This window comes from Pseudomonas sp. (assembly GCF_036387035.1).
In the GTDB taxonomy this organism is placed as follows: domain Bacteria; phylum Pseudomonadota; class Gammaproteobacteria; order Pseudomonadales; family Pseudomonadaceae; genus Aquipseudomonas.
This window is the reverse complement of sequence record NZ_DASVUM010000030.1, coordinates 21252-34792: the sequence shown is the minus strand read 5'-3', so window position 1 is coordinate 34792 and position 13541 is coordinate 21252. Positions and strand designations below refer to the sequence as shown.

Annotated in this window: 11 protein-coding genes; 7 read left to right on the top strand and 4 right to left on the bottom strand. The window is 61.7% G+C overall.

Annotated elements, in window-relative coordinates; translation table 11 throughout:
* Positions 1-3 precede the first annotated feature (3 nt).
* Genes VF672_RS03080 through VF672_RS03065 form a run of 4 tightly spaced genes read right to left on the bottom strand, consistent with a single transcriptional unit; the run spans position 4 to position 6376 of the window.
* Positions 4-1368, bottom strand: coding sequence for a heavy metal sensor histidine kinase (locus tag VF672_RS03080; protein ID WP_331101323.1), 1365 nt, complete (start codon positions 1366-1368; stop codon positions 4-6).
* Complete coding sequence (locus tag VF672_RS03075; RefSeq protein ID WP_331101321.1) at positions 1358-2035, bottom strand: heavy metal response regulator transcription factor; 678 nt, start codon at positions 2033-2035, stop codon at positions 1358-1360. The genes VF672_RS03080 and VF672_RS03075 overlap by 11 nt, the downstream gene beginning before the upstream one ends.
* 10 nt (positions 2036-2045) lie before the next feature.
* Positions 2046-5219 (bottom strand): multidrug efflux RND transporter permease subunit, encoded by a 3174-nt coding sequence (locus VF672_RS03070; protein WP_331101319.1) that lies wholly within the window; start codon positions 5217-5219, stop codon positions 2046-2048.
* Positions 5216-6376 (bottom strand): efflux RND transporter periplasmic adaptor subunit, encoded by a 1161-nt coding sequence (locus tag VF672_RS03065; RefSeq protein WP_331101333.1) that lies wholly within the window; start codon positions 6374-6376, stop codon positions 5216-5218. The genes VF672_RS03070 and VF672_RS03065 overlap by 4 nt, the downstream gene beginning before the upstream one ends.
* Before the next feature lie 180 nt (positions 6377-6556).
* Here VF672_RS03065 and VF672_RS03060 point away from each other — a divergent pair, with 180 nt between their 5' ends.
* From VF672_RS03060 to VF672_RS03030, 7 genes are all read left to right on the top strand, one after another.
* Complete coding sequence (locus VF672_RS03060) at positions 6557-7003, top strand: hypothetical protein (protein WP_331101317.1); 447 nt, start codon at positions 6557-6559, stop codon at positions 7001-7003.
* A gap of 336 nt (positions 7004-7339) precedes the next feature.
* The gene (locus VF672_RS03055; protein WP_331101316.1) at positions 7340-7924 is read left to right on the top strand and encodes a fimbrial protein; all 585 of its coding nucleotides are present in this window, start codon (positions 7340-7342) and stop codon (positions 7922-7924) included.
* A gap of 72 nt (positions 7925-7996) precedes the next feature.
* Positions 7997-8731, top strand: coding sequence for a molecular chaperone (locus VF672_RS03050; RefSeq protein ID WP_331101314.1), 735 nt, complete (start codon positions 7997-7999; stop codon positions 8729-8731).
* Positions 8732-9008: 277 nt separating this feature from the next.
* Entirely contained in the window at positions 9009-11423 is a 2415-nt protein-coding gene (locus VF672_RS03045; protein WP_331101331.1) for a fimbria/pilus outer membrane usher protein, read from the top strand.
* Positions 11414-12193 carry a fimbrial biogenesis chaperone gene (locus tag VF672_RS03040; protein WP_414705565.1) on the top strand — a complete coding sequence of 260 codons (780 nt, stop codon included), beginning with the start codon at positions 11414-11416 and terminating at the stop codon, positions 12191-12193. The genes VF672_RS03045 and VF672_RS03040 overlap by 10 nt, the downstream gene beginning before the upstream one ends.
* Before the next feature lies 1 nt (position 12194).
* Positions 12195-13187: a fimbrial protein gene (locus VF672_RS03035; protein ID WP_331101309.1), complete on the top strand. Its 993-nt coding sequence runs from the start codon at positions 12195-12197 to the stop codon at positions 13185-13187.
* A 111-nt stretch (positions 13188-13298) separates the two neighbouring features.
* Positions 13299-13529 (top strand): hypothetical protein, encoded by a 231-nt coding sequence (locus tag VF672_RS03030; protein ID WP_331101307.1) that lies wholly within the window; start codon positions 13299-13301, stop codon positions 13527-13529.
* The last annotated feature ends 12 nt before the right edge of the window (positions 13530-13541 follow it).

The window sequence follows — 13541 nt, the reverse complement described above, 5'->3', positions numbered from 1 at the left end:
ACCTCAACTCGGCAAATTAATCCCGAACGTATTCACACCATGCTCGCTGCGCACGAACACGGTGCCGCCGTGCATCAATGCGATGGCTTTGACGATCGCCAGGCCAAGGCCGTGATTGGCGCCGCTGTTGCTGCGCGAAGCGTCGACCCGATAGAACCGCTCGAACAATTTCGGCAGATGCTCGCCCGCGATCTGCGCCCCGGGATTGGTCACGCCGATGCTGACGTGATCGCCCTCATCGCGAATGTCCACATGAATCAACTGCCCTGGCGAGGTGTGCTGCACAGCGTTGTGCAACAGGTTGATCAGTGCCCGGCGCAAGTGCGCGGTTTCGATGGGCGCGCTGGCATCGCCTCGCACTTCGACTTGCACCTGGGCGTCTTCCAGAATGAAATCCAGATAATCCAGTGTTTTGGCCACCTCTTGGGCAAGTGACGCCTGGGTCAATTGAGTGGCCTTGCTGCCCTGGTCGGCGCTGGCCAGAAACAGCATGTCATTGATGATCGAACGCAGCCGTTCGAGCTCTTCGAGGTTGGATTGCAGCACCTCGAAGTAGTGTTCCGCCGAACGCCCTCGGGTCAGCGCCACCTGGGTCTGGCCGATGAGATTGGTCAGCGGCGAGCGCAGTTCATGGGCGACGTCGGCGTTGAATGACTCCAGGCGCGAATATGCCTGCTCGACCCGGTCCAGCGTCGAGTTGAACGAAGTCACGAACTGATCCAGTTCGGGTGGCAAGTGAGACAGCTTCAGGCGCCCGCTCAGTCGGGGCGGCGTCAGTTTGCGCGCCTCCAGCGACAGCGCCATCAAGGGTTTCAAGCCGATGCGCGCCACCCAGTAACCCAGGGCAGAAGCGAGCAGGACGCCGACCGCCGCGAGACTGATCAGCGCGACGAGCAAGGAATGTTGGGTTTGCCAGAAGGTTTCGGTGTCCACCGCTGTGAGAAAACGCAGCGGCGGTCGCTGATCTTTCGCCGGGAACTGACTGACCAGCACTTTGAACGGGTAGTCGTGGTCATTCAGGCTCAGGTCGCGCATGCCCAGCGGGCCGTTGGCGAACGCACGGATTTCGGCGTCAGGGTTGCCGAATTCATAGGTGGGATTGTCGCTCACCACCCAGAAGCGCAGGCGTTTGTCTTCTTCGCTGAGGAGCTTGAGCTTGGCGTTGATCTTGGCCCAGTGCTCCGGGTTTCCGTAACGCTGGACGGCTGATTCGAGCACGCTGTAACGAGCGTCCACTTCGGCTTCCGGCAACAGGCCCAAGCCCTTGTCCACCTGCAGGTAAAGCGCCCAGCCGATCAGCAGGAACACCAGCAATGCCACGAGCGCGAACATGCCGCTCAAGCGCAGGGCGATGGAATTACTCGACACGACGGCTCTCCAGCACGTAACCCATGCCGCGAATGGTGTGCAGCAGCTTCTGCTCGAACGGCCCGTCGAGCTTGGCGCGCAGGCGTTTGATGGCGACTTCGACGACGTTCGCATCGCTGTCGAAATTCACGTCCCAGACCATCTCGGCAATGGACGTCTTGGACAGGATTTCTCCCTGGCGGCGGGCCAGCACACTGAGCAGCGAGAATTCCTTGGCGGTGAGGTCCAGCCGCACGCCGGCGCGCGTGGCTTTGCGGCTGATCAGATCGATCCACAAGTCCGCGACGCTGATCTGCACCGGCTCGTGCCCGCCACTTCGGCGGGTCAAGGCTTGCAGGCGCGCGACCAGTTCCAGAAAGGAAAACGGCTTGCCCAGGTAATCGTCAGCCCCTTCGCGCAAGCCGCGAATGCGATCGTCCACGTTCTCGCGGGCGGTGAGCATGATCACCGGCGTCTGCTTGCGCGCACGCAGCGCTCGCAGCACGCCATAGCCGTCGAGGCCTGGCAGCATGACGTCGAGAATGATCACCGCGTATTCGTTTTCCAGCGCCATGTGCAGGCCTTCGATGCCTTCGCGCGCGACGTCGGTGGTGTACCCCTGCTCGGTCAGGCCCCGGTGCAGGTAATCGGCGGTTTTCTCTTCGTCTTCGATAATCAGGACACGCATCGGTCCACGCTCACTTATTTGCTGCTTGCTTGTTGGGTGCCGGGTGTTGATGACTCACTTTTTCAGCGGCCATGGCGGCAGGAGCCGGTCTGGCTGACGCTGTTGAGTCTGGCGTCGGGCGCGGTCGGTGGAACAGTCGCTCCAGTTGCAGGTAGATCACGGGCGTGGTGAACAGCGTCAGCGCCTGGCTCACCAGCAATCCTCCGACGACCGCAATGCCCAATGGCTGACGCAACTCGGCGCCGACACCATATCCGAGCATCAAGGGTAACGCGCCCAACAGCGCGGCGAGCGTGGTCATGATGATCGGCCGAAAACGCGTCAGACATGCTTCATAGATAGCGTCACGCGGAGCCATCCCGCGATTGCGCTGGGCGTCCAGCGCGAAGTCCACTAGCAGGATGCCGTTCTTCTTGACGATGCCGATCAGCAACACGATCCCGATCAGGCCCATGATCGAAAAATCCTGCCCCATCAGCCACAGCAGCAACAGCGCACCGATACCGGCGGAGGGCAGGGTGGAGATGATCGTCAGCGGGTGCACGAAGCTCTCATAAAGCACGCCGAGAATGATGTACACCGCCACTAGCGCGGCCAGGATCAGCCACGGCTGGTTGGCCAGCGAACTCTGAAACGCCTGGGCCGCGCCCTGGAAGTTGCCGATGATCGAGGCCGGCATGCCGATCTCATTCTTCGCCTGATCGACCAGCATTACCGCATCGCCCAGCGCCACGCCGGCTGACAAGTTGAACGAGAGGTTGGCGGCCGGGAACATGCCGTCATGGCTGATCGACAACGGGCCCATCTTCGGCGCACCGACCTTGGCCAGCGCTGACAGCGGCACCATTTCATTGGTCAGCGGCGAACGCAGGTAAAAGTAATTCAGGCTCTCGGCCTTGCCGCGCTGTTGCGGGTCCAGCTCAAGAATGACTTTGTACTGGTTGATGTCGGTCTGGTATTCATTGATCTGCCGCTGACCAAACGCGTCATACAGTGCCTGGTCGACGTCCGCCGTGGTCAGCCCAAATCGCGCGGCGGCGCTGCGGTCGATGTCCAGGTGCGTCACGCTGCCGCCCAACTGCAAGTCATTGGACAGATCGCGAAAGGCGGGCAGGGTCTTGAGTTTATCGGTCAGCTTCTGCGTCCAGACATTCAGCAGCGCGCCGTCGTTGCTCTTGAGCACGTACTGATACTGCGCACGGCTCGGACCGGAACTCAGGTTGATGTCCTGCCCGGCCCGCAGATACAGGACGATGCCGGGGATCTGCGCCAGTTTCGGCCGGAGCCGGTCGATGAACTGACTGGCCGTGACATCCCGGTCTTCACGGTCCTTGAGGGCAATCCACACCCTGCCGTTGGCGATCGTCTGGTTACTGCCACTGACGCCCACCGAATGCGAAAACGCCTTGACCGCCGGGTCGGCCGCGATGATTTTCGCCAGTTGTTTGTGTTTCTCGACCATGTCGGGAAAGGAAATATCCGCCGCCGCTTCGCTCGTGCCCATCACCATGCCGGTGTCCTGAATCGGGAAGAACCCTTTGGGGATCAGCACATAGCCTGCCACCGCCACCACCAGGGTCAGGCCGAAAATCCCCAGCATCAAGCGTTGGTGGGCGAGGGCGAAGCGCACGCCGCGGGCATACCGCGCGAGCAGTCGTTCGCCGAAACCGGGTTTGGCGTGGGGATCGTGTTTCGGCGCGCGCATGAACAGCGCCGCCAGGGTGGGCGCCAGCGTCAGCGAGACCAGCACCGAGATCAGGATGGTCGATGTCGCGGTCAGCGCGAACTCCTTGAACAGCCTGCCCACCACGCCGCCCATGAACAGCAGCGGAATGAACGCGGCAATCAGCGAGAAGCTGATCGACACCACGGTGAAGCCGATTTCGCTGGAACCTTTGATCGCCGCGTCGCGCATGCTTTCGCCGGCTTCCAGGTGTCGGTGGATGTTCTCGACCACGACAATGGCATCGTCGACGACGAACCCCACCGCGACCACAATGGCCACCAGCGTCAGGTTGTTCAGGCTAAAGCCGAGCACGTACATCAGCGCGAAGCTGGCCACGAGGGACACGCCCAGCACGGCGGTCACGATCAGCGTCGCCGAGAGCTGGCGCAGGAACAGCGCCATGACGGCGATCACCAGACCGATGGCAATCAGCAAGGTCATTTCCACTTCATGCAGGGAGGCACGAATGGTTTTGGTGCGGTCGCTGAGCACCGAGACGTCCACTGATGCCGGGAGCATTTCCTGTAGCTTGGGCAACTGTCCCAACACGCGGTCAACCGTTTCGACGATGTTCGCACCGGGCTGGCGGAAGACCACAATGTTCACGCCCTGCTGGTCCCCGGACCAGGCCCGCACGTAGGCGTTTTCCGATCCGTTGATGACCCGCGCAACATCGCGCAGATGAACCGGCGCGCCGTCCTTATAGGAAACGATCAGTTGTTCGTAGTCCTTCGCCTGAAACAGCTGGTCGTTGGAGGCGAGGGTCGAAATGCTGTCCTTGCCGTACAGCGCACCCTTGGCCAGGTTGAGGCTGGTCTGCTGCAGGGATTCGCGCAGGTCGGCGAGGGTCAGCCCAATGGACGCCAGTTTTTCAGGCGCCGCCTGGACGCGAATCGCCGGACGTTGCTGACCGGTGATGTTGACTTGCCCGACGCCGTCGATCTGGCTCAACTGACGTGCCAGCAGGGATTCGGTGACGTCGCTGAGTTCGGTGCCAGGCATCAGGTTCGAGCTGACGCTGAGGATCAGCACCGGGCTGTCTGCCGGGTTGACCTTGCGCCAGGTGGGCAGCGTCGGCAAGTCTGCGGGCAAACGCCCGGCCGCCGTGTTGATGGCCGCCTGCACCTCCTGCGCGGCGGTGTCGATGCTTTTGTTCAGGGTGAATTGCAGCGTCAGGTTGGTTGAGCCCAGCGCGCTGCTCGACGTCATCTGGGTCATGCCGGGGATGGCACTGAACTGCACTTCCAGCGGCGTCGCCACGGAGGACGCCATGGTTTCCGGGCTGGCGCCAGGCAATTGAGCCGCGACCTGAATCGTCGGGAATTCAGCTTCCGGCAGCGGAGCGACCGGCAGGCGAGGGAAGGCGATGCAGCCCAGGAGCACCAGCGCGAAGGTCAGCAGAACGGTCGCGATCGGGTGGTTGACGCACCATGCCGAGATCGAGGCGCGGCTGGTCATTTGGCCGCCCCGGTGGAATCAGCCAGGGTGTTGATGGGGTCGCCCTTGACCACCTCGACAAGCGCGCCGTTTTTCAGGCGTGACTGGCCGTCACTGACCAGCACATCATTGGCGTCGACCCCGCTGATGAGCATCAAGTCGCTGTCCTGGTAGAGCACTTTCACCGGCACCACTTCGGCCCTGTCACCTTTGACCCGGTACACGTAATGCTGATCGATGCCTCGCTGCACCACCTGCGGCGGGACCTTCAGAGCATCGCGTTCGATGGCGGCCTGAATCCGCACAGTCACGAGCTGTCCGGGCCAGAGCTTCTCGGCGGCATTATCAAATACTGCTTTGGCGCGAATAGTGCCGGTGCTTGCCGCCACCTGGTTGTCGATCAAGGACAACTTGCCTTGCCCAAGCAAGGTGCCGTTGGCGCCTTCGCCCAGGTACGCGTTGACCGGCGCTGGGGTGCTTGCGGCAATCAGATCATGCAGGGTGGGCAGCATTTGTTGCGGCAGGGAAAACTCCACGGAAACAGGATCGATCTGCGTCACGGAGAACAGCCCGGTCGCATCGCTGACGCGCAGGAAGTTACCCTCATCGACGTTGCGGATGCCGACACGACCGGTCACCGGCGAGCGTATCTGGGTGTAGGACAGCTGAACTTGGGAAGCATTGATCGACGCCTGATTCCCCAGCGCCGTCGCCTTGAGTTGATCGACCAGTGCTTGCTGCTGGTCGTACTGCTGCCTGGAGATGCTGTTATCAGTGGTCAGCAACTTGTAACGCTTGAGGTCCACATTCGCCACGTTCAGCTGCGCCTGACTCTGGCTCAACAGCGCTTTGGCCTGTTCGAGGGCCGCGCGGATCGAGCGATCGTCGATGGTCGCCAGCAAATCACCCGCCTTGACCTGCTGCCCTTCCTTGACCAGTACCTTGGTCAGAATGCCGTCCACCTGCGGGCGGATTACCACGCTTTGCAGTGACAGTACCGAGCCGATCCCGGTGACATAACGCGGCACGTCTTCCTGGGTCACGTTGATCACGCGCACCGGCACGGCCACCGGGGCGCTGACCTTTTTCGCAGCGGGGCGGGTCACTGCCCACGCGCCGATCACCACCAGCACGACCAACAGGGTCGCGAGCACCACAACAAGGTTCTTCTTCTGCATACAGGGACGGGCCAACGAATGAATGAGGGGCATGATCGACAGCGTCCTTTATAACCCTTTGACCCGGTCAGCAAAATGACTGCTACCTGTCAATATTGTCAGGTCAGGAAGGGCAGACAGTGAAGGTGGGTAAAGAAACAACGCCGCAAGGCGATACCCACATAGAGGCCACGAGTTTCGATGAACGAGTTCGACTGTGACAGGGAAAATTCCTACATAAACTTCGTGAGTTCTGAATGCTGGTTCACAGGACCTAAACTGACTTCGGTCAGCGTGCTCCTACTCCGGAGTAATGCGATGAAAAGCCAAAAGGCTGTTTCGCTGTTTTTCTCGATCGCAGTCATCGGCGCATGTGCCATGACGGGTCCCGCCGCCTGGGCTGCCCAAGGCGCCTTCAGGTTTCACGGCAGCGTGGTCGCTGCGGCATGCAACGCGCAGGTCTACAACCCTCCGTCCGCAACCCTCCCGTTCAAAACCCTGCAAGCGGGCGCTCAGGTCAGCGTGGGTGTGAGTCGTGGTGACGACGCTTGCGGACTGCGTTCTCTGCCCGTGCAGGCCAGTTATATCGATCTGTCTTCCAACGAGCCGACTATCAAGGCGGGCATCGTCACATTGACCTACCAATAAGCCCTTCCTCTCTCACCGGGTCCTTTGCTGACTAACCCGGCTCAATCGAGCCGGGTTTTTTGTGGGTGAAGGTTCTGCAGGTGCTCATTTTCTTCCGCGCATTCCAGCGTGTCGTGCAAACGTTCGGCCAGGGTTTTCTGAGCGGGTAAAGCTGCACGCCCCGGCCTCCAAGGCTTTTGACGCATAAGCGTCACATCCTACTGAAAGATCCGACGCGCGCCACTGTCCTTTCAGTCCAGAGGATGTAGAACGCCTGACAGCCGACATTGAGGTCGCTGCTTATAGTTCGTCCCGTCCTGTTGGGCACACACGAATCGACACAAGGAACGTCGTTATATGAAAAAGCTTTCTCTTCCCCTGGCTATCGTGGCCGCAATCGGGCTTGGCATTTCCGGGACCGCGAACGCTGCCAACAACGGCAAACTTGTTTTCACCGGCACCCTGACCAACATCACCTGTGACATCGGCGCCGGGACGGGCGCAAGCCCTGGCAACAACCCAGGCGAGATCAACGTCGACCTGGGCAACGTCTCGTTCTCCGACATCGGCCTTTTCGCCGATAACAAACTTGAAACCGCGTCGCCCGTTCAACTGCTGGTCAACTGCTCCGGCGGCGCGGCGCAATACAACACCGTGAATATGCGCTTCGTCGCCCGTCAAGGCAGCGGCCTGGATAACCTCGATCAGAAACTGCTGCGTTCGACCGGCGCTGCAGACGGCGTAGGCATCGGCCTGCTCAATGCGTCCAACCAGTTGATGGACCTGAGCGGCAACGAAACCATCGACACGCCGCTGATCAAGGACGGCGCCGATGGCGCTACCGCCGAGATCAACTTCGGTGCCGTTTACGTCCTCAACGGCGCGCCCACCAACCCGGGTAATGCCGACGGCTTCCTGCCGTTCGTGATGGATTACCAGTGATCTAGCAGGTGAGCGGGCATGGCTCGCTCACCTTCCTCATTCGCTCAATGCGAAAGCCAAGACGGTCTCACCATGCTTTCTGATTTCATTCGCTGCTCCGCCCTCTGGCTGGGGGTGCTTCTGGCTGCCCCCGCGCAGGCGGGTATCGTGATCAACACCACGCGCGTTATCTACTCAGCCGCAGACAAGGAGGTCAGCTTCGTTGTGAATAACAGCGGCACGGCTGACATCCTCGCCCAGTCATGGCTGGAAGCCGACAACGACACTCAGAACCTGCCCTTCGTCGTCACCCCGCCGCTGGCGCGGATGGCCGGCGGCGCCCGGCAAATGATCCGGGTGATCTATGCCGGCGAAGGTCTGCCGGAGGATCGCGAATCGGTGTTCTGGCTCAACGTGCAGGAGATCCCCCAGTCGGCGAAGGACAACCAGCTGCAGATCGCGATTCGCCAGCGCATCAAGCTCTTCTACCGTCCCGCCGGGTTGAGCAGTGACCCGCTCGACGCTGCAAAAAGCCTGCAATGGCGCCTGCACAACGGCCAGTTGCAGGTCAGCAATCCGACGCCGTATCACGTGTCGATGATCCAGCTCGGCGGCCGACAGCACGGCAGGCCGGTGTTCTCCGCGGACAGCCGGATGATTGCGCCCAGCCAGACCCTTCAGTTGCCCCTCACACAGCTGGGCAGTGGTGAGGCGGTGGACCTCAGTTTTGTCAGCATCAACGATTTTGGCGCGCAGGAGCCGTACACCGCGAAGGTGTCCGGCGCACAGACGACACAAGCCGCCAAAGCCATCGACCGGGCCGAGTAACCACGCTGCAGCCGGTCGGTTTACCCCGGTCTTTCTTCAGGTCGCAGTCATGCGGCTCCAGCGCCTTGCGCCTGCCAACTCTGATTTGCCAGCGCGTCGGAACCGAGAACACGAGTGAAACCAGCCAATGGAACCCCGACACAACTTAAAGGGACATGCACGGATCCCCGCATGCCTCGCTTTCTGGCATCAGGCGCAGGAGCCGTTCCGGATCAGCCTGTTGGCGAAGGTCATCATTGCCTGGGCAGTGCTGGCGCAGGCCTCGTCTGCGGCGGCAATGACCGATCAGAGCAACGACGCGGGTGATGTGAAATTCAATACCTCGTTCATCCAGGGCACCGACCAGCCCGCTGATCTCGCGACTTTTTTGCAGGGCAACAGCGTGGTTCCGGGGCGCTACCGCGTGGATGTCTACGTCAATCGTGTATTGAGCGGCCGGCGTGACATCAGCTTCGTCGCCAACGCTGCAAAAGGCACCGTCGAGGCCTGCCTTACGCTGGACATGCTCCGCCAGTTCGGTATGAACCCCGAGGCTGTGCACGGCGATGAGGCTTCGCCCACGGAATGCTTCGACCTTCAGGCGCGAGTCGAGTTTGCCCGTGTCGAGTACCAGCCGGCGAGCTTGCGCCTGAATATCAGCATCCCTCAGGCCATGATGTCACGCAGCGCTCGCGGCTATGTGCCACCTGAGTTATGGGACGAGGGAGAGACAGTCGGTTTCGTTAATTACAACTTCAGCGGTGCCCGTCGCATGCGTAACGGCCAAGCTCAGAGTCAGTACTACGTGAGTGTTCGCAACGGCATGAATCTGGGCGCGTGGCGGCTGCGCAACGAGTCCTCGCTGACCTATGGGAATGATCAGCCCTATCGCTTTCGCAGCAACCGAACATTCATGCAGCGCGACATCACGTCACTGAAAAGCCAGCTGACGCTGGGCGAAACCTTTACCGATGCGAACGTATTCGACAGCGTTCGATTCATCGGCGCGACCTTGGTGTCCGACCAGGGCATGCTCCCCGACAGCGAGCGGATTTTCGCGCCGGTCATCCGCGGGATCGCCGACACCAACGCGTTGGTTGAAGTGCGCCAGAACGGTTTCGTGCTGTTCAGCGGCAACGTCTCGCCGGGGCCATTCGAGATCACCGACATTTACCCCAGTGGCTCCAATGGCGACCTGGAAGTGACGGTGATCGAAGCCGACGGCAGCAAGCGCGTGTTCGTCCAGGCCTATGCCTCGCTGCCGATCATGGTGCCCAAAGGCGCGTTGCGCTACAGCCTGGCCGCCGGTCAATACGACAGCCACACAGAAGGCGGTCTCTCACCCGGCTTTACCGCCGCTACGTTGGTGTACGGCGTGACCGAACGGCTGACCGCGTCGGGTGGGCTGCAAGTCGCCGAGGATTACCAGGCGACCAACCTCGGGGCGGGGGTTAACACCGGGCTGGGCGCGGTGTCGCTGGACGTGACTCAGTCGCTTAGCCAGCAGCCCGAGCAACGCTACAGCGGACACAGCCTGCGGCTGCGCTACGCCAATACCCTGGACCTGACCCATACCACCCTCGCCGTGGCCGGCTATCGCTATTCGACTGACCAGTACCTCACGTTCGACGACCATGTCGAGGCGTTGCAAGGGCGCGGCGGGTTGGCCATTGCGCGCGCCAGGGATCGCCTCGAAATCAGCCTGACACAGGCATTGGCGCAGCAGTCTGCGTCGCTCAGCCTGACCGGGTCCGAGCAGCGCTACTGGGACAGGGGCAGCAAGACGCGGCAGCTTTATCTGTCGTGGAATTCGGCGTGGCGCAGCCTCAGCTACAGCGTGTCAGCCGAGCGCAATCAGACCTTCGACCGCAGCGGTGGGAGCCAGTCCGACAACCGTATTGCGCTGACCTTCAGCCTGCCGCTGGGAGGTGATTCCGGTGCGTCGCGGCTGTTTGTCAACGCCGTACGTGACAGCTCCGGCGCGTCCAGCGTGCAGTCCGGCCTCAATGGCCAGCTATTTGATGACCGCAACAGCTTCTACTCGATGCAGGCCGGGCACGACAGTGAGTCGGGGTCATCGGGGTTCGGCAAACTCAGCACCACCACGGCGTATGGTCGTTTCGATGCGGGCTACGGCCAGGGCCGCGATTACCAGGCCTTGAGCATGGGCGCGTCGGGTTCGGTGGTCGCGCATGCCGGCGGGGTGAACTTCGGTCAGCCCTTGGGCGAAACCTTTGCGCTGGTGCAGGTGAAAGGCGTCAGCGGTGCGCGACTGAGCACTTTCAGCAACGTCGAAACCGCCGATAACGGCTACGCGATCCTGCCCTACACCCAGCCGTATCAGACCAATTGGGTCAGCCTCGACACCCGCGGGCTGGGCGCCGATGTCGAGCTGGAGAATGCCGTGGACCAAGTCGTCCCCCGGCGTGGCGCGGCGCCGCTGATCAGCTTTCGTACGGCTGTCGGGCGCCGTGTGCAGTTTGAGCTGGTGCGGGCCGATGGCAGCCGCCTCCCCATGGGCGCAGCGGTGCAGGACGAGCAGGGCAAACCCCTGGCGACCGTCGACCCCAGCGGACGGGCGTTGGTGCTGAGCGAGCGGGACAGCGGCGATCTTACGGTCAAATGGACCGATCAACAGTGCCGCGCGACGTTCATGTTGCCGCCCAAAGATCCCCGTCGCAGCTACGATCGTTTGAAGGTTCAATGCCTATGAAACGCGTTTGTGTGGCAGGCATTTTGCTGGCAATGGTCAGCAGCATGGCGCAAGGCGCGGTGTCGCTATCGGGTACGCGTTTGATCTTCGACGGCCGCTATCACGAGGCGACGATCGAGGTCAGCAATCGCGGTGATTCCCAGGCCTTGATTCAGGCCTGGCTTGAGGCACCGCGCGGCGATGATCAACCCGGCGATGCACGCGCACCTGATCTGCCGTTTGCGCTAACCCCGCATCTGGCACGCGTCCCGGCCCAGGGCAAGCAGACCTTGCGGTTGCTTTATGAAGGCATCGGCCTGCCCCAGGATCGGGAGTCGATGCTGCATCTTTTCGTCCTGGAAATCCCTCGGCGCAGTCTGGCGCCCCAGCAATTGAGCATCGCCATCCGCCAGCGCATCAACGTGTTTTATCGACCGAAAGGGCTTGTCGGCGATCCGGCGAATGCGCCGCAGTCGCTGATCTGGCAACGCGCTTCAACCAACGATGCCACGCTTTCCGTACACAACCCGACGCCTTATCACGTTTCGCTGCAGGCGCTGCGCATTAATGGGATCGAGATCGCGGACTACCGGCTGCTGCCGCCGTTTTCAGACGCATCAGTGCGCCTGCCTGTGCTCGGCAAAGAAGCCGTCAGTGCCGAAACCCTGACCTTCAAGGCCATGACCGATTACGGCGGACAGCGTGATTACTGCGCGCCGTTTCAGGCAGGTCAGCCGTTCACTGTGCCGCTGGGCCAGCCGGATTCCCACTCACTCACAGGAAAATGCTGAGATGAAAATACACATGATCCGGCGGTGGCGGATGCTGCCGTTCACGTTGCTGATGACGCTGTTGATGCCTGGCTTCGCGATGGCGCTGACCTGCAAGACCCAGGGCGCGGGCGAGACGGTGGTTCGCGCGGACCTCGGCAGCACCGTTGCCATTCCTGCAAATCTGCCCGATGGCAGCGCGGTCTGGCGCTCGGAACGGCTGAACCTTGCCGTCGAGTGCGCGCGGGACGAACCGGGTGGCGCTGAAGAGGTGTTCATTTATGTGAACCCTGACAGTCTGCAGATCGGGCAGGGCATTCGTGCCGGGCTCACGTTGAATGGCGTCGATTTCGTGCAAACCAGCGGGCGTGTTCCCACGCAGCAGCAGGCGCCTGCCTGCATGGACGCGAGCTCTGCCTGCCCGAGCGTCACGTTCACCTTGCCGTTTTCGGTGTTCATCCAGAAGTACGGTCCGACCCCACCCTCCGGCGTCGCCAGTGATCTGCACGATTACAGAATGTTCCTGCTCGCTGGCAGCGGTCGACCGAGCCGCGTGCCTGACGACACGCTGAGCTACGTCATCAACAACCTTGAGGGCCTGCGCTTCGTCGCCTGCGACGCCGAATTGCGGGTCATGCCCGAAACCGTCGATTTCGGCGACGTGGCGATCCGCAGCGTTCGGGTGGGAGAGGTGGCGGCCTTCCGGCGGTTTGCGCTGGCGACCAGCCGCACCTGCGAATCGCCATTCAGCCTTAATGCGCGCATCACGCCAGTGTCCGGAGTGCTCAAGGGAGACGTACTGGTGCCAGTTAACAACGACAGCGTCGGCGTTCGGATCACCCATGCCGGCAATCGCTCGCCCGTGCCGTTCCTCGAACCCTTTCACCTGACCGATCTTCTGGAGGGCAACTATTCGGACACCGCCGATTTCAACGCCGAACTGGTGTGGCAAACCAGTGCACCCACCGCGGGTCCGTTCTCAGCGGAAGTCATGGTGGATTTGTTCTACAAATAGGCCCGCGCAGCCGGTCTGTTGGCAGCAGCGATCCGGCGACGATTCAGGTATGCTGCGCGGCCCTCGGGCACCGCCCGTATTTCCTCGACCGTCTGCCACTCCGGAGCTTTCATGACCACCCCCGAACACACGCCCGCTCCTGAACTGGACACATCGGTCGACGCCAACGCGGCGGCGGACAGCAAGCCTGCCATTCCGGCGTTCAGCTTCCCGTTCAAACCGGGCGAGCTGCTGCAGGCCAAGAAGGATCAGCAGCACTACAAGGGTTCGGGCAAATCGAACCACGACAAGCGCCCCGGTGTTGCCCCGTCAGGCACGCGTCGGTCCATGGGCAAGCGCTGATTACACCTTTGC